This window comes from Actinopolymorpha sp. NPDC004070, assembly GCF_040610475.1.
Classification (GTDB): domain Bacteria; phylum Actinomycetota; class Actinomycetes; order Propionibacteriales; family Actinopolymorphaceae; genus Actinopolymorpha.
This window is the reverse complement of sequence record NZ_JBEXMJ010000003.1, coordinates 284,711-309,887: the sequence shown is the minus strand read 5'-3', so window position 1 is coordinate 309,887 and position 25,177 is coordinate 284,711. Positions and strand designations below refer to the sequence as shown.

The following is a 25,177-nucleotide window of genomic DNA, read 5'->3' as shown; positions in this document are numbered from 1 at the left end:
GGACACGCGAGCACCGGCCGCCAGTAGTTGAACCCGCGACCAAGATCATTCGCGCCGTCACCTTAGCAGCGCGTAAAGGACCTGCCAGTGAACAACCAACAACGTGATCGTTTGGTGATGCCGATCTCGCAGACCTGTCCGCCGCTGGTCAATCGGTCTAACCGGCCTTACCGTTCCGGTTCGCAGCCCCACTACGGAGCAACTCCGGGAGCAACGCGAGGTTGACACGTCCACTTGAGCGCAACTGCCACGAATCGCGAATGACGGCGCTATGGTCGATCGCCAAATGCCCGTGCTGGTCACAGGTGCAGCGTCTCGACTCACCTCGCGTGCCAGCCAGATGCCAACAGACCTCCGAGGGAGATGTGCTTCGTGCCGGTCGAAGCGTTCGGTATCGAGAAGGAGTTTCTGCGGAACCTGCTTCAGGAGGTCGGTGACGGCCGTGCTCAACTGCCCGAGTTCCAGCGAGGCTGGGTGTGGCCGGACCGGAACATCGCCAGCCTGCTGGCGTCCATCTCACTCGGCTATCCCGTCGGCGCAGTGATGATGCTGCGGGCCGGTGGTGACGTCAGGTTCAAGCAACGTCCGGTGGAAGGCGCAACTCCCCCACCCACATGCGAAGTCGACCGCCTCATCCTGGACGGGCAGCAACGTCTGACTTCGCTGTACCAGTCGATCACCCTCGGACGGCCAGTCGAGACACAGGACGTCCGGAAGCGGCCGACCGCCGGCTGGTTCTACATCGACATGGTGGCGGCCCTGGCCGAGCACGGCGACCGGGAGGAAGCGATCCGCTTCCTGCCTGCGGACAGGATCGTTCGAAACTTCCGTGGCGAACCGGTCGAGGACTACTCGACGCCGGAGAAGGAGTACGCAGCGCTTCTCTTCCCGGTATCCCACCTGTTCACCTGGACACAGTGGCAGATCGAATTCCAGAAGTACTGGGGATACGACACAGAGAAGATCCAGCTCTGGACGAAATTCCTCCTGGACGTGATCCAGCGATTCGAGCAGTACCAGATCCCGGTGATCGAGCTCGGTAGGCAGACACCGCGCGAAGCGGTCTGCACCGTGTTCGAGAAGGTGAACACCGGAGGCGTCACCCTTACCGTCTTCGAACTCCTGACCGCGACGTACGCCGCGGACGAATTCGACCTGCGGAAGGACTGGGAGCAGCGCCGAGACGCGTGGGCGGCGCCCGAGTACCGCATCCTCCGCGAGGTGTCCAACACTGACTTCCTCCAGGCAGTGGCGCTTCTGGCGACGCAGGACCGCCATCGCCAGTGGGTCAGCCGTGGCGGCGACGCCGGCGATGCCCGCGCGCCACGCATCGGGTGCAAGCGCACCGACATGCTGGCCCTGCGGCTGGAGGAGTACCAGCGCTGGGCACCGAAGGTCGTCGAGGGCCTGAAGCGAGCGGCGAAGTTCCTCCACCAGCAGTACATCTACGACACCAAGTACCTCCCGTACGGGACTCAGTTGATACCGCTCTCCGCGATCTTTGCCACCCTTGGGGCGGACTCCGAACCTCAAGGTGTCCAGGAGAAGATCGCGCGGTGGTTCTGGTGCGGCGTGTTCGGCGAACTGTATGGCGGGACCACCGAGACGAGGTTCAGCCGAGACCTTCCGGACGTTGTTGCCTGGGCCCGGTCTGGTGGAGAGCTTCCTCGTACGGTCATCGAAGCGACGTTCTCACCCGCGAGACTGCTGACACTCCGGACCCGAGGAAGTGCCGCCTACAAGGGGCTTTACGCGCTCCTCCTGCGACAGCGGGCCGTTGACTGGCGCACCGGTGAACTGGCCACTGCGTTGAACTACTTCGACGAGGCCGTGGACATCCACCACATCTTCCCGCGGGCATGGTGTGACCGCGCCGGCATCGACCCGAGGGTCTACAACTCCATCATCAACAAGACACCGCTCAGCGCTCGCACCAACCGGGTGATCGGCGGGAACGCACCGTCAGAGTACCTACGCAGGCTCGCCAACAGCGCAGAGACGAGCGAGGCCCAGATCAGCATCAACGTCCGCACTCACCTCGCCGACCCGGACCTCATGCGCAAGGACGACTTCGACGCATTCTTCGCGGCCCGGGAGCGGGAGCTGCTCATCCACGTCGGACGCGTGATGGGCAAGCCGATCGATCTCGAGGCATCCGAGCGGCCAACTGAGCCCAGCCCGCTGGAGGACGTCGATGACACCGACGAGTTCCCGGCAGCCCCTGATACACAGCCGACCGAACCGGCCGCCGGTGACGGAGCGACCTCCAACTCAGTATCGAACGAATCGCCGCCCACCCGATTCGAGATCGATGGTCACCATCGAAATCTGACGATGGATGGCTTCGACCGGTTGTGGGCGCGTATCGAGGCTTGCGCCGGCCAGGAGTTTCACACGACGACTGGCTTGCCGTTTGTCTACCGCGTGGAGGGATCACACCTAACTCCGGACAGAACTGGTTACTCCATCCACGTGAGCCAGTTCAGGAAGGCATACGACCTCATGCCTCTCACAGGACCGGGCCAGATCAACTCGCTCGTGCGGGGTCCGGCGTACGTCTACGCGATCCTCACAGACCAGCGCATGCAGGTGTGACAAGAGGCCCAGCCGAGATGGCTCGGCAGATCGCCGAGCCCATCCGTCTGGCTCCGCGCGAGTTCGAAGCGCAGGAGACGCCAGGACATCGGAATGGCGTGTCTCAAGACATGCGAATTGCTCGCCGATGGCTGTCGGTCGATGCCGGGAGGTGTGTCGCGTGAGCACCGCTGTCGTTGGCGAGAACCGTAGTCAAACGCGGTGACGCGGGCGTAGCGGGCCGCAAAGCCGAGTGAGCTGGCCGTCGGCCCGCTACCGCGCGGAGAAGCGCGTCGCACAACAGATGCACTACCGGATGTCGACATCCGCGACCAGTGGGAGATGGTCCGAAGCGTCGCAGCAGACCAGCCATGTCGAACGCACGTCGTTGCCGGTCGGCATGAAAATATAGTCGAACCGCCAGGTGTTGGCCGCGGACAAACCTTCCCCGATCCCGACCTCGGCCCAGACATCGTCGAGCCGGTCGGTGAAGGTCCGCATCCCGGGAAAGCTGGGTACCGCGTTGGTGTCGCCGACTAGGAAGTAGCGGCCGCCCGCGGCGTCGACTGCGTCTGCGATGGCGTCGGCTTGTTCCTGCCATTCGGCATCACTGGTGTGCTGCATGTGGGTGGTGCCGAAGCGGATCGGCGTACCTTCGACGTTGACCAACGCTTCCAACAGGCCGCGAGGCTCGCTGCCCGTGTACTGGGGAAGTCTGGTGTTGCTGTACTCGAGGATGGGCCAGCGGGAGAGTACGGCGTTGCCGTACTGGCGTCGTGGTTGACCTGGCTCGAGCGGATCGAGGTCGATGTTTGGCCCGTATGCGACGTGCATGTCGAGCATTTGCGCAAGTTCGGCCGGCGTGTCTAGCCAGTTGCTGCGCGGACGGAAGAACTTGTCAACCTCTTGGAGCCCGATCAGGTCGGGGCCGATCGCCGCGATGATCTCGGCAGTGTGTTGCAGATCGAAGACGTTGTCGGGCCCTGCTCCGTAGTGGATGTTGTACGTAGCGATCCGGAGCACACCCGTTCGGACGCGTGGTTTCTCGATGGTCGCCTCCGCTGTGCTCGGCGTTCCGACGGCGAGGCCGATGGCTGCCGCCGTGGCCGCCCCGAGCCCCAACGCGGCGCGCCTGCTGATCTCCGCCATGGACGGTTCTCCTTCTCGAAGTGTCGCCATCGATGAATTATGAGAGGATCTGGCATAAAGCTAGGCAGCGGAGACGAGCGCGGTCAAGAGGGCTATATGGAACCATCCGGGATAATTCACGGGACCTCCTTGTTACGACGCCGCAACACCCGGGTGGTCCTTCAGGCCCTACGGGAGGAGCAGCCGGACGGCGCAACCCTGACCAGGTTGGCCAAGAAGACGGAGCTTGCACGGCAGACAGTGGTGGCCGCGCTAGAGGACCTGATGCACCGCGGTCTGGCTGAACAGTTGGCCCCGACAGAGGGCCAGGCGGGGCGACCGGCCAAGCGATACCGATTTCGCGCTCACGCCGGTCACGTGCTCGGCTTGGACATCGCCCCTGACCATGCGATCGCCCTGGTCACTGATCTCGACGGTCACATCGTCGCGGAGGAGTGCGCGGCCATCGGTGAGAAGGTGCCAGCGGCCGACCGATTGGCGTTCGTGGAGCGTCTGTCTCGTTCAGCTGTCGGAGCACGTCCCGCCGTGTGGGCAGCGGCTGCCGGCACTTCGGGCGTCGTGGACCGGTCCGGCCGGGTCGTCGTGTCGAACCTGATTCCGGGTTGGACGGGGCTCGACCTTGGGAACCGGATCGGCGAATGGTTCGGGTGCGTGGGCCTCGCGGCGAACGACGCCAACCTCGCCGCCGTGGCCGAGCACTGGAAGGGAAGCGCTCGACACGTTCAAGACGCGATCTACATTCTGACCGGATACCGGGCCGGACATGGCCTGCTGCTGGGCGGCCGGGCCCATGCCGGTCGGAGCGGAGCCGCAGGGGAACTCGGCAAGCTTCCAGCCATCGGTAGGGACGATCCGTCGTTCGTGCTGAGCCAGGTGGGTCGCTCCGCTCGAGAGATATTCGCCGCTGCCGCCAGCGGCGACACCGATGCACTCGTCCTGGTCGACGAGCTCGCGCGAGGGTTGGCCCGCGGGGCGTCGGTCCTGGTGATGGCCGTCGATCCCGAGCTGCTCGTGCTCGGTGGGGAGTTCTTTGAGTCAGGCAACCAACTCCTGGATCCGTTCCGCCACTACCTCTCCGAGATGTGTTTGTTGACACCGGAGGTCACCAGCTCCACTCTCGGACGGCGCTGCGTTGCGCTAGGAGCTGCACGCATCGCGCTCGACCGGCTGGAAAGCAGTCCACGGCTCCTTGGGCCGGGCGACGGCGCCTAACGCGCTGGACTGTCATTCCCAGTTCGACTTGAGTGCTGTCAATAGCCCTTCACTGAGCCGTCCCGACGGTTACGATCGCCGTTGGGAGGCGCGCATGAAAGAAACGACCGACTTCATAACGGCGATTGCAGCCCTTGTCGGCGCGCTGGTTTGGCCGGCCCTGATCCTCTTTGTGATTGTCAGGCGCCGCCAAGGGCTCGCTGCCTTTGCCGGTACCCTTCGCGAGTTCAGTTTCAAGGGAATGGGTATCGAGGCGTCAGTCAGTCGGCAGCAGATCGAAGCTGCGGTGGCCGTCGGTGCCGCGTTGATGAAGCCAGGTGCGGCCCCCGACCTAGGGGACCCGTCCCTTGCTGCCGCCGAACTCGCCGACGTTCTGCCTAGCAACCGCGTACAGCGTGCCCTTCGGGGCTCGGTCGCACTGTGGGTCGATGACCAACCTGGCAACAACCATTACGAGCGGCAGGCGCTCAAGGCCCTCGGCATCACCGTAAACACGGCGAACTCGACGAACGCAGCTCTGGACTGCCTGAGGGAGAAACCTGTCGACGTGGTCATCTCTGACATGAGCCGACCGGAGGGCTCACGCGCGGGATACGACCTGTTGAAGGAGATGCGTCGGCGTGGCGATGACACCCCATTCGTCATCTACGCGGGCTCGCGGTCGGAGAGGCTCAACCAAGAAGCACGCTCCCATGGGGCGGTCGGCTCGACGAATTCACCACACGAACTCATCGGCCTGGTGACTCAGGCATTGAGTCAGCCCCGAGCAAGATGGAGCCGTGCCTGACCGGTGTACGGCTGTGCAACTTGGCCACGTCATCACGGGCCCTCCAGCCGGGCGCACCAACGAGAACGGCCCCGGACCTGTTTGCGTTCGTGGGGCCGGACTGGACGGGCGATCTCACTGATCTTCAGCGCCTATGGCCCGATCCCGTCGCACTCCTGAACCCAGCGATCCCGATTTCTATACAGCGAGAACATCAGCAGGACCGGAGTGTTTCGAGGCAGGCGCATACACCGCGACGGCGGCAATGGTTGGCCGCATGCTTGAAGGAATATGCATAGAGGAGGGGATCACTAAAGGTACGTTTCCTAAACGATAGAACGAGTTGAAGGAGCGCGGGCTGATCGATGGTCGCCTTCACGAATGGGCGCAAAGTCTGCGGGTCTTGCGAAACGAAGGGGCTCACTACACCGGGTCGCAAGTTAGCCGCGAAGACGCCGAGGACGCCTTGGAACTTTCCGCGCGGTGGTGGAACGGCCGGAGGTAACGGCGGATTGGCCTGCACGCTGGGCATCCCCCCGACGTGTGGACGGGGTTCCCCCCGGGCATGGTCAACTTGGCCGTTGCCGTCCGGTCAGTCCGCGGCGAAGGTGCGGCGATAGTGCTGTGGGGGTACGCCGAGCACTTGACGGAAATGGTGCCGGAGAAGGGCGGCCGTGCCGAATCCCGACTCGCGGGCGATCTCCTCGATCCCCATGCGCGTACTCTCCAACAGCTCGCGCGCACGCAGTACGCGTTGCATGGTGAGCCAGCGCTGCGGCGTCGTACCCGTTTCGGCCACGAACCGGCGCGCGAACGTACGGCTCGACATCTTTGCCCGGTGCGCGAGCGCGGCGACGGTGTGCTCGGTGGTGAGGTGCTCGGTCATCCAGTCCAGGACGGACTGCAGGCTGTCGGCGGTGGACGCCGGGATCGGCAGCTCGACGAACTGACGCTGTCCACCGTCCCGCTGTGGCGGTACGACCATCCGCCGAGCGATCGCAGTGGCGACCGTCGACCCCAGCTCGCGCCGGACGAGGTGCAGACAGGCATCGATCCCGGCCGCGGTACCCGCGCTGCTCAGGATGTCGCCCTCGTCGACGTACAGCACATCGGCGTCCACGATCGCGGCCGGAAAGCGGCGGCGGAACTCGTCGACGTGCCGCCAATGCGTCGTGCACCTGCGCCCGTCCAGCAACCCGGTCATGCCGAGCACGAACGCGCCCGAGCAGACGGTGAGCAATGTGCTGCCAGCCTCGGCGGCCGCCTTGATCGCGTCTAGCACGGGCGCCGGGTAGGCGTCCCGTATGGTGGTCGCAGGCACGACGACCAGATCGGCACTGGCTACCTGATCGAGTCCGTGGTCGGCGATGATCCGGCCGCCCGAGCTGGTGCGCATCGGGGCGCCGGGGTCCTGGGCGCAGACCCGGAAGTCGAACTTCGGTACGCCGTCCTCCCGGCGATCGAGGCCAAAGACCTCAGCCACCACGCCGTATTCGAACACGGCGATGTCCTCTAGCAGGAGCACGGCGACGGTACGAAGCATGCACGAAAGTCTAGGTGGCAGGAAATTGTTGCACTAGGGCAGTCCTGCCAATTGTGGCTGGATCTTTACATGAGGACTATTACTGCCATGACACTAGTTCTCATCGCTCTCATGGTCGCGAGCATTGTGATCACGATTGCCGTCGATTCGCGGATCGCGCCACGGTGGCATACGTCCTCCCGGGCCGCCACGGTTGCCAGCACCCGATCCAGACGGTTCTTCCGGCCACGCCTGACGGGCTCGGCCGGCTGGATCGGAGGCGCCGCGCCGCTCGACCGTGATCTCCAACGGAGCCGGGCTGACCTGCTCGCGACGCCGACTCCGGCCGCCTGGGCGGATGGTTTGAGACCACGACCCTCGCGCATTGAGGCCAGAAACGTACAACACCAGCAGCAGAGTCGGACCGCAAGTACAGCGACGAACCACCCTCGAAGAAGGCGTAGCATCGACCGATAGAACCTGGGGGGCGTGCCCGGTCGTGGAGTGGCACCGATCAACGTCCACGGAGTCACCCGCCGGTTCATCACCCCGACGGTAGATAGACACGGGTGTTACTCCAAGCCGTCCTTGCCGTCCTTGCCGTCCCTCGTGTCCTCCACGCCCTTTGACCAGGAGAGCCGGCGGCCGTTCGAGCCGGACACCCGAGGGACACCAGGCAGGCTCGTCTTGTCCCATCATCGAATGTAGGAGAGCCCACCCGACTGGAGGCCTGGCAGTGTGTTCGGCAGCCTCCGACGTGCGCCACGTCGCGCGGGTCAAGGACCTTGCAGCGTGCCTTCCATAACAAGCGGCGGCACGGCCCGATCCCCATAGTCGTCACTTGGGGCGTATCTGGGGCGGGCCGCCGCACGTCACCAGATCCGGTCGTAGACAGCCGGACAGATAGCACTACGGCCCCGGACCTGTTTGCGCAGGCCAGGGGCCGTTCTTGCTGCGTGGCAGGTACTGGATTCGAACCAGTGTAGGCTGAGCCGACGGTTTTACAGACCGCTCCCTTTGGCCGCTCGGGCAACCTGCCGCTTGCTGCTTCTCAGCAGCGAGTTGAGAGGATAGCGCAGACGCTGCCGGCCCGTGCCACCCGGCCGGTACGTCATCGACAGCCGCATACGAAGGGAGCCCGGATGGCCGCCGAATCGTCGTTCGACATCGTGAGCAAGGTCGATCGTCAGGAGGCCGACAACGCGCTCAACCAGACGTCCCGCGAGATCGCACAGAGGTTCGACTTCAAGAACACCGGCGCCGGGATCCGATGGTCGGGCGAGCTCGGCGTGGAGATCACCGCCAACTCCGAGGAGCGGGCGCTGGCCGTGCTCGACGTGTTCAAGGAGAAGCTGGTCAAAAGGGGCGTATCGCTGCGCAGCCTCGAGACCGAAGACCCCAAGCAGTCCGGCAAGGACTTCCGCCTGTCAGGCACCTTCGAGCAGGGCATCTCCCAGGAGAACGCCAAGAAGGTGGCCAAGATCGTCCGCGACGAGGGCCCCAAGGGGGTCAAGGTCCAGGTCCAGGGCGACGAGCTCCGGGTCGCCAGCAAGAAGCGGGACGATCTCCAGGAGGTCATCTCGCTGCTGAAGGGCAAGGACCTCGACTTCGCCCTCCAGTTCGTCAACTACCGCTGACGTAGATCACCAAGCGCGTACGACCTGACGTCGCGACGGCCGTCCCGCCCAGAGTCCCGGGCGGGGCGGCCGTACTCATTGACCGCCCCGGCCGCCGAAGCCTCCCAACCGGGTGGGCCCGAGACCGCCGGCACCCCCGGCGCCGCCGGGACGGCCGCGGAAGCCGCCCGTGCCGGTGTTCGTCGTCGGCGGAGGAAGCTGGAGATCGGCGAGTACGACCTGGGCGCCCTTCGCGACCCCGGACTTGATCTGCGTCAGCGCCGGCCCGACGGCACCGGCTTGCACCCGCGTACGCACCGGCTCCCCCGCCTTCATCGCCGTGACGTACTGCATGCTGCCGATCGTCCGTACGGCAGACGTCGGCACGGTCAGCACCTTCGTCGTACGCCCGGTGAGCACGGCCACGGTCGCCGCCGCCCCCACCGGCAACGCCGAGGCGTTCTGATCGATGGCCACGGTCACGGTGTACGACGGCGAGTCCCCGCTGGTGTCCGGGTTCAGCGTGTCGACCGCCCCGACGGTGCCGGTCAGGCTCCCGGACGTACCCGTCGGCGTGATCTTCGCCGTCATCCCCGGCCGTACGTCGCCCACCTCGGTGTCGCTCACCGTCATCGTCGCCACCTGCGCGCCGGGCGCTACGACCACCACGGCGGTGGTCGAGGACGACACCTGGTCCCCCACCGCCGTACCCACGCTCGCCACCGTCCCGGCCATCGGCGCGGTGATCTCCGCCTGAGCGCGGTTCTGCTCGGCGGCCGTCAGCGCGGCCTCGGCGGCGTCGATGTCGGCCTGGTCCGCGGCGAGCTGTTCCGGGGACGCGGGACTGCTGCGTCCGCCCGCCTGACCGGTCCCTCCCGTGGGGACGTCACCGGCATTGCCCGGGGCACCGGAGGACGTGCCGCCGCCGACCGGCGAGCGCGGCGCCGAGCCAGCGCTCTGGGAGGCGGACGCCATCAGGGCGGACAACGTGCGGCCGAGCGCGGATTGGGCCTTTGAGAGCTGCAGCTGGGCCCGGGCAGTGTCGGACTGGGCCGCCATCACCGCCTGGATCGCCGCGTCACAGGCTGCCTGGTCCCGGCCCGGACCGTCGGTCGGTGAGGGCGAGGGTGTGGGAGTGGGCGAGGTGGTCGGCGTCGGGGTGGGCGACGGAGTACGCCTCGGTGTGGGGCTGGGCGACGCCGTAGGCGTGGGCGAGTTCGTGGGACTCGGGGAAGTCGTGGGGGTCGGCGAGGCGGTGGGCGTGGGAGTCGGGGGCACCGTGGGGGTGGGCGTCGGAGTAGGGGTGCGTACGGCGGTCACGGCGGTGGAGTCGGTACGCGTGAATACCGTCGGCGCGATGTGTCCCTTGCCGCGCGGGTTCGGCTGCTTGGGCGGCGGAGTGCTTGCGAGAGACACCTGGCACGCCTGCTGCTCGGCGCTCATCGCGGTACGGGAACGCGCCAGGCCCTGGTCGACCGCGCGCTGCGCCGCGACCACCGCGGCCTGCTGGCGGGCCAGCGAGCCGGAGCCCTTCGACGACCCTCCGGAGCCGCGGGAGGAGGACCCGCCGCCAGAGCCACCACCCGAGCGAGTGGGGGACCCGCCGGAGGTCGCTCCGCCGGAGGCGGACGTGGAGGACGAGGAGGTCGTACCCCCCGAACTCGTCGCGGTCTGGCTGGCCTCGTCCTGCGCCAACCGCGCCTTCGCCGAGGCGAGCGTCTCCTGCGCGGACGTCACCGCCGCGTCCAGGGCCGTCGTGTCCAGCTTGGCGAGGGACTGACCGGCCTCGACGTGTTGCCCCTGGCGTACGGCAACGCCGGCGACTGTCCCCGACATCGGGAAGGTCACGTCGGCCCGGCCGGACGGCGCGACCGTGCCCGGCTTGGACAGCCACTGCTCGACGTCACCGACGGAGGCCGTGGCGAGCCGGTAGCGCGGCTGGTCGGGGCCGGTCGCCGCACGGGCGGCAACGACGCCGGCCGCGACGACAGCGAGGACGAGTACGCCGGCCACGCCACCCCGCCAGAGCCGCGGGCGCCGTCGCGGGAGTACGTGCGACTCAGGCATCGCCGCCACCGGTCCCGCCGTTGCCTCCGCCGTCGCCCTGGCCAGGCCCTCCACCACCGCGGCGGAACCCGCCGGCCGGCACGCAGCCCTGCGGCCCGGCCGGGCGAACACTGATCGACGTCGCGGCGACGGTACCGGTGTCGTCGGCCTTGCCCAGCGCGGTCGCGCACTTCCCGACCGCGAGTGCCTTCGCCGTTGCCGACTCCACCTTGGTCACGGTCGTCCTGGAGGTCGTTCGTACCGTCTGGTTGCCAGAAGGAGCGGCGGCCGCGCCGGCCCCCGCCCGGGCCTCCCGCGCGACGACGAAGCTGTCGCCGGACACCGAGACCACCCGGCCGACGGCCACGCCACCGAACCCGCCGAACCCGCCGAAACCGCCGAAACCGCCGGGCCGGCCGAAACCACCGTCGCCGCCCGTCCGCGGGGTTCCGGTCGGCCGTGGTCGGGGCGTCTGCGTCCGGTGCCCGCCGTTCGGCCGGACCCCTCCCCGGCCGAACGCGCCGACCTCGGCGCACTTACCCGACGCGTCCGCCTTGCCGAGCACCGTGACGTCGGTGGCGGTGAACGGGCCGGTCGACGGTGCCGGCGCCGCGCCACCGGAGCCAGACCCCGAACCAGAGCCGGAACCAGAGCCGGAACCTCCCCGGGCGCCGCCGGCCGGCCTCGCCGCGGTGGCGCGTACGCAGTCACCGGCAGCGATGTCGCGCACGCTCGCCTTGACGGTCTGGGAGAACTTCGTGGCCGCCGAGAACGTGACTGTCACCTGCCCGAAGGCCGGGTTCTGCACCTGGATGTTGTCCTTGGCGACCGCGGCGACGGTCCCGGACGTACCCGGCGCGCGCTGCTGCCGCATCCCGCCGTCCGATCCGCCAGGTGTGGCAGTCGGCGTGGCCGACGGCGCGTCCGCGGTGGTGGCCCCGCCCGCGCTGGAACAGCCGGCGAGTACGACGGCGGCCGCGGTGAGGACAACCGGAATCGCAAGAACGCGGCGTCGGTCCATGGTGTGGGTTCCGTCCTGGGTGGCGGTCGGCGTACTGGTCCGAGGTGGTCGGAAAGGCGGTGAGGAGGGTGGCCGGAATGGCGGCGACCGGAAGGGCAGCGGGCGGAAGGGCGGCGGGCGGGAGGGCGGCGGCCGGGAGGGCAGCGGGCGGGAGCGAGGGCGGCGGAGATTCGGCATGGGTCACTCGCTCCGCAACGCGTCGATCGGGGCCAGCCGCGCGGCCCGGCTGGCCGGGTAGACGCCGAACGCCACCCCGATCCCGACGGCAACCGCGAGCGCACCCACCGCGGCGGCCGGGCTGATCGTCACCGGGTTCGAGATCACCCGCGGCAACAGCAGCGCACCGATGATGCCGAGCGCGAGTCCGAGCAGCCCGCCGACGAGGCCGAGCACGCTGGACTCCACGAGGAACTGTCGCCGGATCGCGCGGGGGGTCGCGCCGAGCGCCTTGCGCAGGCCGATCTCGCGCACGCGTTCGGTGACCGAGACCAGCATGATGTTCATGACGCCGATGCCGCCGACGAGCAGCGAGATGGCGGCGATCCCGCCGAGCAGCACGGTGAGCGTCTTCGCGATCGAGTTCGCGGTGCTCAGCAACGACTGCTGGGTGGCGATGGTGTAGTCGGGCGAGGTGGGGTCGGTCGTCTTGTGCAGGGCGGCGAGTTCGGCGTCGACTTCCTGGTACGCCGCGGACACGACGTCGGCACTGCGGGCCTGGACGTAGATCGTCTGCACCGAACCCGCCGTGGCGCCGCCGACCAGCCGCGCGGACGCGGTGGAGATCGGGACGACCGCCTGGTCGTCGTCGTTGCTCGCCGCCGACGAACCCGCGCTCGCCAGCACGCCCACCACGGTGAACGGCACGGCGTTGATGGTGACCGACTGTCCCACCGGGTCACGCCGCCCGAACAGCTGCTCCGCGGTGGAGGAGCCGAGCACCGCCACCGCTCCCCCGTCGGTGACGTCCTGCGGCGTGAGGAACCGGCCGGACGACACCGTACGCGCGCGCACCGACAACCATTCCGGCGTCGCACCCACGACGCTGGTCGTCCAGTTCGTCGTACCGGCGAGGAGTTCCTCCGAACGCTGCACGACGGGAGCGACCGCCTTCACGTCCGGCGCGACCGTGGGGTCGGCCAGCGCGGTGGCGTCGGCATGGGTAAGCGTGGACGCCGAGCCGAACCCACCCCGCACCCCGCCGCTGGTCGAGCTCCCCGGCGTGACGATGAGCAGGTTGCTGCCGAGCGCGTTCACCTGCGCGCTGATCGTCGACTGGGCACCCAGGCCGAGCCCGACCGTGAGCATCACCGCCGCGATCCCGATCAGGATGCCGAGCACTGTCAGGCCCGACCGCAACCGGTGCGTTCGTACGGCCTCCAGGCCGCTGCGCATCGTCTCCAGCCAGTTCACGGCGTCTCCTCGTTCACTGGCTCCTGGAGTACGCCGTCGGTGAGTACGCCGTCCCGGATGCGCAGGATGCGGTCCGCGGCCCTCGCGACGTCCGGCTCGTGGGTGATCAGGATGATCGTGCGGCCGCTCGCGTGCAGCTCACTCAGCAGGGCCAGCACCTCCGCACTGGAGTGGCTGTCGAGGTTCCCGGTCGGTTCGTCGGCGAGGATCAGCGCGGGATCCCCGACCAGCGCCCGCGCGATCGCGACCCGCTGCTGCTGTCCGCCGGAGAGTTCGCCCGGCCGGTGGTCGACGCGCTCCGCCAGGCCGACCCGGTCCAGTGCCCGCATCGCGCGCTCCCGGCGTTCGGCCCGGCCGACCCCGGCGTAGACCAGCGGCAACTCGACGTTGCGCCACGCCGGCAGCGACGGAAGCAGGTTGAACTGCTGGAACACGAACCCGATCCGGCGGTTGCGTACGTCCGCGAGTTCGGTCTCCCCCATCCGGCTCACGTCCTGCCCGGCCAGCAGATAACTGCCGCGGGTGGGTACGTCGAGGCAGCCGAGGATGTGCATCAGCGTCGACTTGCCGGACCCGGACGGGCCCATGATCGCCACGTAGTCGCCGGTCGGGATGTCGAGCGTGACACCGCGCAGGGCCTCCACCTCGAAGGCACCTCGGCGGTACGTCTTGCCCACGTCGGCCAGGGCGATGACCGGGGCGGCGCCGACCCGGCCGCCGGCAGGTGTGTCGACGGATGTGTCGTACGGCGTACTCACCGGCCGGCACCTCCACCGGCCGGTGCGCCTCCGGGCTGCCCACGGAAGCCACCTCCGCCTTCGCCTCCACCTCCGCCGAAGCCACCGCCGCCCTGGCCACCGAACCGGCGGAAGCCGCCGTTGCCCCCGTCCTGGCCGAAGCCGCCGAACCCGGCCCGGCCATTCCCGCCGTTCCCGCCGTTCCCGCCGTTCCCGCCGTTCGCCGCGCCGCCGGAACCGCCGGTGCCCGACCCACGCGCCGGCACGGTCACCTCCACCTGGTCACCGGACTTCAGGCCGGAGGTGATCTGGACCTGCCCGGCGTCGACCGCGCCGACGGTGACCTTCTGGGTGGAGCGCTTGCCGCTGCGGACGAGCGTGACCGTCGTACCGCTCGCGGAGTAGTGGACGGCGGAAGCAGGAACGGCGAGCACGTCCGACAACTGCTTGACCACGATCGAGACCTGCGCGCTCGCCCCGGGCAACAGCCCGCTCGGCGTTCCGGTGACGGCGATCGTCACGGGGTACGACGCGGTGCCCGAACTGCTCGACGGCAGCATGCCGACGGTGTCGACCAGGCCGTAGACCGGCGTGGTCGCGCCGTTCGGGGTGATGACCGCCTGCAGCCCCTTCTTCAGCTGACCGACCACCGTGTCGTCGACGGTTGCCTCCACCGTCCAGTGCGTGGTGTCGACCACGACGACCTGCGCGGAGCCTGAGGACGACGAAGAAGAGGTCGAGGATGCCGAACCGTTCGACGTACCGCCTGATCCGCCCGACCCGGCACGTGCGCCCGACCCACCCGAGCCCGATCCGCCGGAAGCTGAGCCAGAGCCCGATCCGCCCGAACCCGAACCCGAGCCGCCCGAACCCGAGACCTGCTGCCCGACGGTGAGGTCGACCGAGGCGACCGTGCCCGTGATCGGCGAGGTGAGCGTGGCCTGCGACAGTGCAGCCTGTGCGTCGTCGACCTGGCTCTGCGCGGCGGTGACGGCGGCGCGGTCGGCGGCGACCTGGGTGTCGGAGGCTTCGCTGTCGAGGTCGGAGGTGAGCCGCGCCTGGTCGCCGGCGAGCGTGGCCTTCGCCGAGGCGAGCTGAGCCTGCAACGAGGCCGAGGAGACCGTGGCGAGGGTGGCGCCCTTGCCGACGTGCTGCCCCTCGCTGACGGAGACCCCGGTCACCTTGCCGCTGACCTGGAAGTCGAGGTCGGCGCGGTTGGTGGGCTGGAGGGTGCCGCTCGCGGCGACGGTCTGTTTGAAGGTCGTGGGGCTTGCCGTCACCAGCCGGGTGGTCGCGGTCGGTGCGGGATCGCCGGACCGGGTGGCTGCCCAGACCGCGCCTCCGGCCACCACGACGGCAACGACGACGAACACCGGAACGACGATCCGGCGTACCGGCCGGCCGCTGACCCTGGACCGCACAAGATCCTCCTGGTGGTCCCGCCCGCCCCTACGCGGGCGGGACCACCAGCAGTCTCGAAAGCGTTGCTGAGAGGTTCCTGACGAAAAGCTGGGAATCAGCTGGCAAATGGTCCGGATATCCCAGACCTCGCAAAGCAGGGCGCGACCGGCCCAGCATCAGCCGAAAGGTCAGCGTCGTACGCCGGCCAGATGTTCCAGCCGCGCGATCCGGTCCTGCGTCGACGGGTGGGTGGAGAAGGCGCGTACGAACCCCTTCTCGTGGAACGGGTTGGCGATCATCAGCGCGGCCGTGCTCCGCAGCTCCGGCGCCGCCGGCAGCGGATGCCGCCGGGTCGCCGTCTCCAGCTTGCGCAGCGCGCCGGCCAGCGCCAGCGGGTCGCCGGTGATCCGCGCGGACACCTGGTCCGCGGAGTACTCCCGCGTCCGCGTCACCGCCGCCTGCAGCAGCAGCGCCGCGACCGGCCCGAGGACCAGCAACGCGAGTGCGGTGACCGCCGAGCCGTCGCCGTTCCGCCCGCCATCGGCGCCGTCGGCAGCACCCCGGGCACGCCCGGTCGGGGCCAGCCAGGCGAACTGCGCGGCGTACATGATCATGCTCGCCAGCGCCGCCGCGACGGAGGAGACGAGGATGTCGCGGTTGGCGACGTGCCCCAGCTCGTGCCCGAGCACGGCGCGCAGCTCCCGCGGGTCCAGCAGGTCCAGCAGCCCCTCGGTCACGCACACGGCGGACCGCCGCGGGTTGCGCCCGGTGGTGAACGCGTTCGGCGTCTGCGTGGGCGAGAGGTAGACGGCGGGGATGGGCAGCCGCATCGTGATCGCGAGTTCGCGGACCAGCCGGCACAGCTCCGGATGCTCCGCCTCGCTCACGGGATAGGCCCGCATCGACCGCAGCGCCATCCGGTCACAGCGGTAGAAGGCGGCGGCGTTCATCGCGAGCGCGATCAGCAGCCCGGCGGCCAGGCCCGTCCGCCCGCCCAGCGACCGGCCGAGCACCAGCGCCAACCCTGACAGGACGGCGAGCAGGACAGTCGTCCTGAGCTGGTTGCGATGGCACTGAGCGCGATCGTGCATACGTCGTCATGACCTCCACCGTGAGAACGCCGTCACCAGGACGGACGTTCCCCGCCCGCCCGGCTTACCGGGTTACACGCCCGGCTTACACGCCCTCGGTGACCATGCCCTCGAGGTACGCGACCACGATCTCCGGCCGAAGCGCGGCTCGCAACCCGACATAACCATCCGGGCGTACGACAAAAATGCTGCCGCCCCGGCTGCCGAGCGTGTGCCGCGCCTCGCCGTACCGGTCCAGCAGGCTCACACCGGGAATCGCCGAGGCGCCCGCGCCGCCGCCGATCACCTCACCGCGCACCCCGTCGCCGAACCGCAGCCGCACCGTGGAGACCGTCTCCGCCGAAACCGAGCCCAGCCCGATCAGCGTCCAGTGCGGGCCGCGGAGGACGTCGAACAGCCGGATGTCCGCGGCCGCGCGCACGCTCCACAGCCGGATGTCGGGCACCCGGTCCCCGGCGTGCAGATACATCCGCTTGGCGCCGAGTTCCTGGCTCAGGCCCGAGGTGCGGTAGTGCTCGGCGAACGGGTCGGCGCCGGTGAGCTCGGCGTGCCACGGGCGCGCGTGGGTTCTGGCGCGGCCGAAGAGGCTGCGGCGGGGCGCGGGCTGCGGCCGGCGTTCGCTCTCGTACGACTCCAGCGCGGTCTCCTCCCCGCTGACCAGCGCGGCGGCGAGCTTCCAGCCCAGGTTGTGCGCGTCCTGCAGCCCCGCGTCCAGGCCGCCGAGCGGGTACGGGTGGGCGCCGGTGGCGTCGCCGGCCAGGAGGATCCGGCCGAGTCGGTACGGAGTGGCCGGGACATCGCCCGGTGCCGTACCGGCGGCGTACGCCACCAGGGACGCGGCGTCGCGGAAGCGGACGTCGGTGAGGCCGGTCCGCTCGTGAAAGACCTGCTGCGCGCGGGCCACGGTGGGCGCCTGCGGCGCGGTCCGGTGGCCGGTCGGATGATCGCCGGGTACGTCGTACGCCAGGAACCACCAGGTGTCACCGCCCGGCAGCGGGGCCAGCGCGATCCCCCGCTCCCAGAGGTGGAGTACGTCGTCACGAGCCAGGCCGGTCGGCGTGATCTCGCCGACGTACGACAGGGGCGCGGGCTCGGGTTCGGGCTTCGGCTCCGGCTCGGCGCCCTCGTCGGGCTCGGCGTCGGCCGCCGGCTCGGGCAGTACGTCCAGCAGCGCTTCGGTGAGGATGACGTACGCCGCCCTGGCCGGCGTCCCGCTTCCGTTGGCGTTCGCCGCTCCCCCGGATCCGGCCCTGGTCAGCGGCACGCGCACGCCGGACTCGTCCTGGCTCAGCCGGCCGAGGCCGTCGACCTGCTCGACCACCACGTCGTACTCCGCCAGCCGGTCCCGCAGGATCGCCTCCACCCGGCTGCCGGCGATCGTCAGCGGGCCGAGGTAGGTCCGGCCGAGCGGGCGGCGCTTGCCGGTGGAGGCGGTGGAAGGCGACTCGTCGACGCGGCCACCGGCGGCGTACCGGCGAACCGGCTGGTCGGGCGTACCGGCGGCGAGGAGTTCGGCCGCCACGCCGAGGTCGTCGAAGAGTTCCAGGCTGCGCGGGCCGAGGCCACGCACCGGCGGGCGGGACCGCCGGGCCGCCTCGGGCTCCAGCACCCGGACGCGAACACCGCGCCGGGCGAGGTCGAGAGCAGCGGCCAGCCCGACCGGTCCGGCGCCGACGACCACCACGTCAACTTCACGGTCGGAGCGGGACTCCCCGACGTAAGGCTGCCCTGCGTCCGGCTGGATCTCTGTCACGCGCCACAGCCTCTCCCCACCGCCCCGGCCCGGCAAGTCCGGGGTCGGATCCAGGACGGGTCAGGCGCGCGCGGGATAGGCCAGGAAGCCGAGGGCGATCTCGGGGAAGACGGAGAGTAGGACCGCGATCACGACCAGGATGCCGACGGCGACCCGGGCCGGCCACGGCCCCGCCCACGCGTTCGCTCCCGCCCCGGCAACGGCGCCGACGCCACCAGCCGCCTCGCCGTTCGTCCCGCCCTCGGAGGCGGCCCCCTCCGGAGAGCGGAACAGCAGCGCCGTCCAGTACAGGTAGTACGCCAGCGCGATCACGACGTTGACCGCCATCACGACGGCCAGCCACCCGGCGCCGCCCTCGATCGCCGCCCGGAACAGCACGAACTTCCCGAACAGCCCGAGCACCCCCGGCGGCAGCCCGGCCAGCGCCAGCAGGAAGAACCCCAGCGCGAGCGCCCGCGCCGGCCGCCGCCAGAACAGCCCGCGGTAGTCACCGAGCAGCCGCCCCGGCCCGGTGCTGACGGTCAGCGACACGACGGCGAACGCGCCGAGGTTGGCGACCGCGTAGACGAGGAGGTACGCCACGGTGGCGCTCAGCGTGGTCCCGCGTACGTCGCCGTTGCTGGCCGCCAGCGGCACCAGCAGGTAACCGGCCTGGGCGATGCTGGACCACGCGAGCAGCCGGACGGCGTTGCGCTGACGCAGCGCGACCAGGTTGCCGAGCGTCATCGTCGCCGCCGCGAGCACGCCGATGATCGGCGCCCACATGCCGACGTACCCCGGGAAGGCCCAGCCCACCACCAGCAGGATCCCGACGAACCCGGCCGCCTTGGAGACCACCGAGAGGTACGCCGCGACGGGGACGGGCGCGCCGACGTAGGTGTCCGGCACCCAGAAGTGGAACGGCACCGCCGCGACCTTGAACGCCAGCCCGACCAGCGTCAGCATCACCCCGAGCCCGGCGACCGCGGCGAGGTCGCCACCGGGCAGCGCCGGCATCGCGGCCGCGACCCCACCGGCGCCGACCAGGCTCGCCGGACCGGCAGCGTGCAGCGCGGCCGCGATCCGGTCGAGATACATCGTGCCGGTCACGCCGTACACCAGCGACACCCCGAACAGCATCACCGCGACCGACACGACCGACACCAGGAAGAACTTCAGCGCTCCCTCGGCGCCGCGCCGGTCACCACGCCGGAGGCCGACCAGCGCGAACACCGGCAGCGAGACGACCTCCAGCGCCACCACCAGCGTGACCAGGTCGCGGGCGGCGGCGAGGGTCATCGCGCCGGCCGCCGAGGCGAGCAGCAGGAAGTGGTACTCCCCGGTGGGGATGCCGCCGCCGAGCGTGCCGGTCCCGAGGCCGTGGCTTCCCACGTCCCGCCGGCCGGGCGGTCTGTGCTGCCACCCCTGGCCGGCGGACAGCAGCACCACGATCGCCGCACCGCCCGCGATGACGAACTGGAACGCCCAGGTGAGCGGGTCGCCGACGTACGAACACGCGGTGGCCGGCCACGGCTGCGCGGACCCACCGGGAGCGCAGAAGGCACCTTCGGCCGGTGACGAGGAGCGCGCCATCGAGACCACCAGCAGCGCGATCCCGGCCACCAGCCCGGCCAGCGCCAGCCAGGGCGCGACCCCGCGCCGGCGGGCCGGGGCGAACGCGTCCACCACCAGCACCAGCAGCGCCGTCACCGCCACCGCCAGCGGCGGGCTGATCACCAGCCACGGAACCGGCTGTACGAAGCTCGCCACGGCACTCACCGAGCCGAAACCCACAGCGCTCACCACCGCACTCACCCGCCCACCAGGAACCGCACCGCCGGATCGGTGACCGTGAGCACCGCGCCCGGATAGAGCCCGAGCACCACCGTGAGCGCGACCAGCGGCGCCCAGGCCACCACCTCGACGGCGGTGACGTCGCGCACCGACAGCAGGCTCGGCCCGATGGTGTCGGTGCCCTGGCACATCCGGCGGACGAGGACGAGGAAGTACGCCGCGGTGAGGACGGCGCCGAGCCCGGCGAGCACCATCAGCACGAGGTACGTCGCGCGCGTGAGCGAGGCGGCCGGGTGCCAGGCGCCGAACAGCGCCAGCATCTCCCCCCAGAAGCCGGCGAGCCCGGGCAGCCCGAGGCTGGCCACCGCGCCGAAGACGAAGACCCCCGCCAGCCGCGGCATCCGGGCGTACATCCCGCCGCCCAGCCGGGCCAGGTCGCCGGTGCCGTGCCGGTCCTTGATCGCCCCGGCGACGAAGAACAGCAGCCCGGTGATCAGCCCGTGCGCGACGCCGGCGAACAACGCGCCGTTGACGCCCGCCGCGGTGAGGGTGGCGATGCCGAGCAGGACGAAGCCCATGTGACCGACCGAGGAGTACGCGATCAGCCGCTTCAGTTCGCCCTGCCGCAGGCAGGCCAGCGCGCCGTAGAGGATCCCGACGGTGGCCAGGCCCGCGAGGTACGGCGCGACCGCCCGGGCGCCGTCGGGCACCACCGGCAGCCACACCCGGACGAAGCCGTACGTGCCCATCTTCAGCAGCACCCCGGCCAGCAGCACCGACCCGACGGTGGGCGCCTTGGCGTGCGCGTCCGGCAGCCAGCTGTGCAGCGGCCACATCGGGCTCTTCACCGCGAGGCCCAGGCCGATCGCCACCGCCGCCAGCACCTGGGTGCCGCGCGGGATCCCCTTCCCGCCGCCCGTCGCCAGCTCGGTCAGGTCGAACGTGTGCGCGCCGGCGTAGACCAGCAGGAAGCCCAGCAGCATGATCGCGCTGCCGAGCAGGGTGTAGAGGATGAACGTGGTCGCCGCACGCCGCCGCCCGGCCGCGTCGTGCGGGTCGCCCCACACCGCGATCACGAACCACATCGGGACCAGCACGACCTCGAAGAACAGGAAGAAGACGATCAGGTCGAACGCCACGAACGTGCCGAGCATCCCGACCTCGAGCACCAGCACCAGCGCCACCAGCGCGCGCACCCGGCCGCCCTCCGGCGCCACCCTGGTGGTGTAGAGCAGGCACAGGAACGCCAGCAGCGCGGTGAGCAGCACCATCGGCAACGAGACGCCGTCCATGCCGAGGTGCCAGCGCACGTCGACGGCGGGGATCCAGCTCACGTCGGTCTGGAACTGCACCCGGTGCGCCGCGCCATAGTCGAACGCCGCCGCCAGCCAGACCGCGAGCAGCAGAGTGAGCGCGCCGACCACCGCGCCGAACGCCGCCGCCGCGCGGTCGGGCACCAGCCGGCGGCCGGCGGTGAGGACGAGCGCGCCGAGGAGGGGTACGGCGAGGAGAAGCTGGAGTACGGCGTTCATGCGAAGGCCCCCAACGCCGCGACGGCCAGCAGCACGACCCCGGCCAGCAGCAGGCTGAGGTAGGTGGAGACGTTGCCGGTCTGCAGCAGCCGCAGGCCGCCGCCGACCCAGCGGGCCGCGCGACCGGATCCTCGTACGTAGAAGTCGACGACGTCGCGGTCACCGGCGACGACCGCGCGGGCAAGGCCCCACACCGGCCGGACGACGTACGCCGCGATCAGCTCGTCCATCCGGAAGCCGTTCGCCAGCAGCGGCCGCGACCGGCCGAGCATCCACGCCGGGTCGTCGCGGTCCACGTGGTGCCAGGCCCACGTCACCAGCACACAGGCGAGGACCAGGTGCACCAGCGCCAGCAGGGTCGTCCCCCAGTGCACCATGGCGGGCTCGGGGATGCCGGGTCCGCCGCCGCCGAGCCAGCGTGCCCAGATGCCCGGCACGAGGGCGAGCCAGCCGACCAGCGCGGCCGGGACCGCGAGCACCACCAGCGGCCAGCGCATCAGGGCGGGCGCCTCGGCCAGGTGGGGGTCGGTGTGTGCGGGATGGCTGGGCGCGGCCGGGACGGTGGCGGTGGGGGTGCCGAAGAAGACCCGCAGCCACATCCTGGTGGCGTACCCCGCGGTGAGCGCGACGGTGCCGTAGCCGGCGACCAGCGCGATCCAGGCAGCCCAGCCCGGCAGCGGTCCGCCGTGGGTCGCCGCGTGCGAGACCGCTCCCAGCACAGCGTCCTTGGCGAAGAAGCCGGACAGCGGCGGCACCGCGGCGAGCGCGCCGAGGCCGATCGTCATCGTCACGAACGTCACCGGCAGCGTGCGGCGCAGGCCGCCCATCGCGTCCATCGAGTTGCTGCCGACCGCGTGGATCAGCGCGCCCGCACACAGGAAAAGCAGCGCCTTGAACGCTCCGTGCGCCACCAGCAGCAGCAGTCCCGCGGTGTAGCCGCCGGCGGCGAGACCGGCCAGCATGTACGCCAGTTGGCTGACCGTCGACCATGCCAACACCCGCTTGACGTCGTTCTCGGCCAGGGCGCACAGCGCCGCACCCACCATCGTCACCGCCGCGACCACCGCGAGCACGGCAAGGGTGACCGGCGCCTGCTCGAACACAGGCAGCAGCCGGGCCACCACGAACACCCCGGCCGCCACCATCGTGGCCGCGTGGATGAGCGCGCTGACCGGGGTCGGGCCGGCCATCGCGTCCGGCAGCCACACGTGCAGCGGGAACTGCGCGGACTTTCCGGCCACGCCGCACAGCAGCAGCAACGTCGCCAGGGTTGCCGTACCCGATGTCAACCCCCCGTTGCCGGCGACCTCGCGCACGCCGCCGATCGAGAACGTCCCGGCGCCGAGGCCGAGGGCGAAGATGCCGAACAGGAAGCCGATGTCGCCGAGCCGGGTGACGAGGAACGCCTTGATCGCGCCGTCGCGGGCGTCGGGCAGCTCCCAGTGGTGGCCGATCAGGAAGTACGAGCAGATGCCCATCACCTCCCAGCCGACCAGCAGCACGAACAGGTCGTTCGCGGTCACCACGACCAGCATCGCCGCGGTGAACAGCGAGACGAACGCGGTGTAGGAGGCGTAGCGCGGGTCGCCGCGCAGGTAGTCGATCGAGTAGATCTGCACCGCCAGCGCGACCCCGGTCACCAGCAGCGCCACCAGTGCGGTCAGCCCGTCGACGCGGAAGGCGATGTCGAACGCCAGCCCGCCGGTCGGCACGTGCGCGAGGGTCGCGCCGCGCTGGCCGAGGTTCCCCGCGATGTCGATGCCGGCGAGGACGATGGCGGCCAGGAACGCGATCCCGGCACCGGCGACGCCGATCGGGGCGACGAGCCGGGGGAGCCGGCGGCCGAGGGCGAGCGCGGCCAGGGCGGCGGTGAAGGGTGCGAGCAGCGCGACCCACACGGCGGTCATCGGCCGGCCTCCGTGGTGGCCGGGCGCTGCTCGGCGGGAGCGTCGCGTTCGGCGCCGGCGCGTTCGGCCCCGATGCGTTCGGCCCCGATGCGTTCCGCGCGCTCGGCGAGTGCGATGCGCTCGGCGGCTTCGGCGCGTTCGGCCTCGGTGATCTGCTCGTCGGACCGGTCGCGGTCGGCGAGGTCGCGGACGGCATCCACGTCCACCTGCCCACGCGTACGGAACACCAGCAGCACGATCGCCAGCCCCAGCCCGATCTCCGCGGCGGCGATCGTGATGGTGAACAACGTGAGGATCTGCCCGCCGTGCAGGGCGTCGCGGTGCCAGGCGTCGAACGCGACGAGGTTGAGGTTGACGGCGTTCAGCATCAGCTCCACGCCCATCAGGACGAGGATCGCGTTGCGCCGCACGAGGACGGCGTACACCCCGATGGCGAACAGCAGGGCCGCGACCACGAGCGGGAAGAGCAGCGGCATCAGGGGCTCCCTTCCGAACCCGTCGCGGCGGTCGAAGCGGTCGACGGCGCCGTCGCCTCAGCCGGGTTCGCCGGGCCGTCCCGCCGGGACAGCGCGATCGCGCCCACCAGCGCGGCCAGCAAGAGCACCGACAGCACTTCGAACGGCAGCACCCAGGTGGAGAACAACACCCGCCCGGTGGCCCTCGCCCCGCCCACCTCGACCCGGTCCAGCGGGATCACCGCGCCGGAGAAGCCCGAGACCAGCGCGACCAGCAGGACCGCCGCCACCCCGGCGGCGACCAGGCCGCCCACCACGACGTGCGCCAGCGGCGGCCGCTCCACCGGCGCGGTCGGCGCGCGGGTGAGCATCAGCGCGAACACCAGCAGTACGACGACCGCGCCGAGGTAGATGAGCACCTGCACCCAGGCCACGAACTCCGCTGTCAACAGCAGGTAGCACCCGGCCAGCGCGCCCAGCGTGACCACCAGCCACAGCGCGGCGTGCACGATCCGGCGGGTGGTCACCACCAGCAGGGCGGAGCCGACCGCGACCGCGCCGAGCAGGCAGAACAACACGTCGATCGTCGTGGTCATGGGCTCAGCGGTTCTCCCGCTCGGCGGCCTTGCGTGCCGCGCCGAGTTCCTTCGGCGCCTCGGCACCGGTGTCGACCGGCGGCGGCGCCGGCACGGTCCACATCCATTCGCGCAGCTCGTCCTTCTCCTGGGTGAGATCGGCGATGTCGGTGGTGGCGTACTCGAACTCCGGCGACCAGAACAACGCGTCGAACGGGCACACATCGACGCAGATACTGCAGTACATGCACAGCGAATAGTCGATCGCGAACCGGTCGAGCACGTTGTGGGAGCGTTCCCGGGCGCCCGGCTCGGTCGGCTCCGCGGTCTCCTTGTGCGAGTCGATGTAGATGCACCAGCACGGGCACTCGCGCGCGCAGAGCATGCAGACCGTGCAGTTCTCCTCGAACAGCGCGATGACGCCGCGCGAGCGGGCAGGCAACTCCGGCTTGACATCGGGATACTGCTGGGTCACCGCGCGCCGGGTGAGGTGGTCGAACGTCACCTTCAGCCCGTGTACGAGCCCCTTGCCGGGGAGATCGGTCATCGTGCCCACGCCACCTTCCCGTACGACGGTTCGTCCATGAGCTCGTTCCTGAGCTGCTCGGTCATGAGCCTGGTCATGAGCCTGGTCATG

Annotated in this window: 19 protein-coding genes, 1 tRNA gene and 1 pseudogene; 5 read left to right on the top strand and 16 right to left on the bottom strand. The window is 70.2% G+C overall.

The features are described from left to right. Positions 1-372: 372 nt before the first annotated feature. Positions 373-2,595, top strand: coding sequence for a DUF262 domain-containing protein (locus tag ABZV93_RS07970; RefSeq protein WP_354932222.1), 2,223 nt, complete (start codon positions 373-375; stop codon positions 2,593-2,595). Between the two features lie 288 nt (positions 2,596-2,883). On the opposite strand, the gene ABZV93_RS07965 is transcribed toward ABZV93_RS07970, so the two are convergent. Further along, a complete protein-coding gene (locus ABZV93_RS07965) occupies positions 2,884-3,723 on the bottom strand; it encodes an endonuclease/exonuclease/phosphatase family protein (protein ID WP_354932220.1) in 840 nt (279 codons plus the stop codon). Positions 3,724-3,930: 207 nt separating this feature from the next. Here ABZV93_RS07965 and ABZV93_RS07960 point away from each other — a divergent pair, with 207 nt between their 5' ends. The 3 genes from ABZV93_RS07960 (at position 3,931) to ABZV93_RS07950 (ending at position 6,206) form a co-directional block, all read left to right on the top strand. After that, positions 3,931-4,935 (top strand): ROK family protein, encoded by a 1,005-nt coding sequence (locus tag ABZV93_RS07960; protein ID WP_354932218.1) that lies wholly within the window; start codon positions 3,931-3,933, stop codon positions 4,933-4,935. A 94-nt stretch (positions 4,936-5,029) separates the two neighbouring features. Beyond that, positions 5,030-5,722, top strand: a complete 693-nt coding sequence (locus ABZV93_RS07955) for a response regulator (RefSeq protein WP_354932216.1) — start codon at positions 5,030-5,032, stop codon at positions 5,720-5,722. 322 nt (positions 5,723-6,044) lie between these two features. Continuing rightward, positions 6,045-6,206, top strand: coding sequence for a DUF4145 domain-containing protein (locus ABZV93_RS07950; protein WP_354932214.1), 162 nt, complete (start codon positions 6,045-6,047; stop codon positions 6,204-6,206). An 87-nt stretch (positions 6,207-6,293) separates the two neighbouring features. On the opposite strand, the gene ABZV93_RS07945 is transcribed toward ABZV93_RS07950, so the two are convergent. Continuing rightward, positions 6,294-7,244, bottom strand: a complete 951-nt coding sequence (locus ABZV93_RS07945; protein WP_354932212.1) for a helix-turn-helix domain-containing protein — start codon at positions 7,242-7,244, stop codon at positions 6,294-6,296. 936 nt (positions 7,245-8,180) lie between these two features. After that, positions 8,181-8,262: transfer RNA gene (locus ABZV93_RS07940), tRNA-Tyr, on the bottom strand. 103 nt (positions 8,263-8,365) lie between these two features. Here ABZV93_RS07940 and ABZV93_RS07935 point away from each other — a divergent pair. Beyond that, on the top strand, positions 8,366-8,860 hold the full coding sequence (locus ABZV93_RS07935) for a YajQ family cyclic di-GMP-binding protein (protein ID WP_354932209.1): 495 nt from the start codon (positions 8,366-8,368) through the stop codon (positions 8,858-8,860). A 75-nt stretch (positions 8,861-8,935) separates the two neighbouring features. Here the strand turns inward: ABZV93_RS07935 and ABZV93_RS07930 are convergent, their stop codons facing one another. The 13 genes and pseudogenes from ABZV93_RS07930 to ABZV93_RS07870 form a co-directional block, all read right to left on the bottom strand. After that, positions 8,936-10,906 carry an HlyD family efflux transporter periplasmic adaptor subunit gene (locus ABZV93_RS07930; RefSeq protein WP_354932206.1) on the bottom strand — a complete coding sequence of 657 codons (1,971 nt, stop codon included), beginning with the start codon at positions 10,904-10,906 and terminating at the stop codon, positions 8,936-8,938. After that, on the bottom strand, positions 10,899-11,906 hold the full coding sequence (locus ABZV93_RS07925) for a DUF5666 domain-containing protein (RefSeq protein WP_354932203.1): 1,008 nt from the start codon (positions 11,904-11,906) through the stop codon (positions 10,899-10,901). The genes ABZV93_RS07930 and ABZV93_RS07925 overlap by 8 nt, the downstream gene beginning before the upstream one ends. A gap of 180 nt (positions 11,907-12,086) precedes the next feature. Further along, complete coding sequence (locus ABZV93_RS07920) at positions 12,087-13,316, bottom strand: ABC transporter permease (protein ID WP_354932200.1); 1,230 nt, start codon at positions 13,314-13,316, stop codon at positions 12,087-12,089. Then, complete coding sequence (locus ABZV93_RS07915; RefSeq protein ID WP_354932197.1) at positions 13,313-14,074, bottom strand: ABC transporter ATP-binding protein; 762 nt, start codon at positions 14,072-14,074, stop codon at positions 13,313-13,315. Before ABZV93_RS07915 ends, ABZV93_RS07920 begins: the two co-directional genes overlap by 4 nt. Continuing rightward, the gene (locus ABZV93_RS07910; protein ID WP_354932194.1) at positions 14,071-15,474 is read right to left on the bottom strand and encodes a biotin/lipoyl-binding protein; all 1,404 of its coding nucleotides are present in this window, start codon (positions 15,472-15,474) and stop codon (positions 14,071-14,073) included. Before ABZV93_RS07910 ends, ABZV93_RS07915 begins: the two co-directional genes overlap by 4 nt. Before the next feature lie 168 nt (positions 15,475-15,642). Next, on the bottom strand, positions 15,643-16,545 hold the full coding sequence (locus ABZV93_RS07905) for a M48 family metalloprotease (protein WP_354932192.1): 903 nt from the start codon (positions 16,543-16,545) through the stop codon (positions 15,643-15,645). Positions 16,546-16,630: 85 nt separating this feature from the next. After that, positions 16,631-18,298 (bottom strand): FAD-dependent oxidoreductase, encoded by a 1,668-nt coding sequence (locus tag ABZV93_RS07900; RefSeq protein WP_354932189.1) that lies wholly within the window; start codon positions 18,296-18,298, stop codon positions 16,631-16,633. 60 nt (positions 18,299-18,358) lie between these two features. Beyond that, the gene (locus ABZV93_RS07895; protein WP_354932186.1) at positions 18,359-20,080 is read right to left on the bottom strand and encodes an NADH-quinone oxidoreductase subunit N; all 1,722 of its coding nucleotides are present in this window, start codon (positions 20,078-20,080) and stop codon (positions 18,359-18,361) included. A gap of 8 nt (positions 20,081-20,088) precedes the next feature. Beyond that, entirely contained in the window at positions 20,089-21,603 is a 1,515-nt protein-coding gene (locus ABZV93_RS07890; RefSeq protein ID WP_354932183.1) for an NADH-quinone oxidoreductase subunit M, read from the bottom strand. Further along, positions 21,600-23,510: an NADH-quinone oxidoreductase subunit L gene (locus tag ABZV93_RS07885; RefSeq protein WP_354932181.1), complete on the bottom strand. Its 1,911-nt coding sequence runs from the start codon at positions 23,508-23,510 to the stop codon at positions 21,600-21,602. The genes ABZV93_RS07890 and ABZV93_RS07885 overlap by 4 nt, the downstream gene beginning before the upstream one ends. A gap of 179 nt (positions 23,511-23,689) precedes the next feature. Beyond that, positions 23,690-23,986, bottom strand: a pseudogene (gene nuoK, locus ABZV93_RS07880) (NADH-quinone oxidoreductase subunit NuoK); the annotation flags it as partial. Beyond that, positions 23,986-24,561, bottom strand: a complete 576-nt coding sequence (locus ABZV93_RS07875) for an NADH-quinone oxidoreductase subunit J (protein WP_354932178.1) — start codon at positions 24,559-24,561, stop codon at positions 23,986-23,988. The gene ABZV93_RS07875 and the pseudogene nuoK, both read right to left, overlap by 1 nt. Positions 24,562-24,565: 4 nt before the next feature. Next, the gene (locus ABZV93_RS07870) at positions 24,566-25,087 is read right to left on the bottom strand and encodes an NADH-quinone oxidoreductase subunit I (RefSeq protein WP_354932175.1); all 522 of its coding nucleotides are present in this window, start codon (positions 25,085-25,087) and stop codon (positions 24,566-24,568) included. Between the last annotated feature and the right edge of the window lie 90 nt (positions 25,088-25,177).

Coding starts and splice junctions, on each gene's coding strand:
- ABZV93_RS07965 (WP_354932220.1), bottom strand. CDS start 3,723: ATGGCGGAGATCAGCAGGCGCGCCGCGTTGGGGCTCGGGGCGGCCACG.
- ABZV93_RS07955 (WP_354932216.1), top strand. CDS start 5,030: ATGAAAGAAACGACCGACTTCATAACGGCGATTGCAGCCCTTGTCGGC.
- ABZV93_RS07945 (WP_354932212.1), bottom strand. CDS start 7,244: ATGCTTCGTACCGTCGCCGTGCTCCTGCTAGAGGACATCGCCGTGTTC.
- ABZV93_RS07935 (WP_354932209.1), top strand. CDS start 8,366: ATGGCCGCCGAATCGTCGTTCGACATCGTGAGCAAGGTCGATCGTCAG.
- ABZV93_RS07930 (WP_354932206.1), bottom strand. CDS start 10,906: ATGCCTGAGTCGCACGTACTCCCGCGACGGCGCCCGCGGCTCTGGCGG.
- ABZV93_RS07925 (WP_354932203.1), bottom strand. CDS start 11,906: ATGGACCGACGCCGCGTTCTTGCGATTCCGGTTGTCCTCACCGCGGCC.
- ABZV93_RS07905 (WP_354932192.1), bottom strand. CDS start 16,545: ATGCACGATCGCGCTCAGTGCCATCGCAACCAGCTCAGGACGACTGTC.
- ABZV93_RS07890 (WP_354932183.1), bottom strand. CDS start 21,603: ATGAACGCCGTACTCCAGCTTCTCCTCGCCGTACCCCTCCTCGGCGCG.
- ABZV93_RS07885 (WP_354932181.1), bottom strand. CDS start 23,510: ATGACCGCCGTGTGGGTCGCGCTGCTCGCACCCTTCACCGCCGCCCTG.
- ABZV93_RS07875 (WP_354932178.1), bottom strand. CDS start 24,561: ATGACCACGACGATCGACGTGTTGTTCTGCCTGCTCGGCGCGGTCGCG.
- ABZV93_RS07870 (WP_354932175.1), bottom strand. CDS start 25,087: ATGACCGATCTCCCCGGCAAGGGGCTCGTACACGGGCTGAAGGTGACG.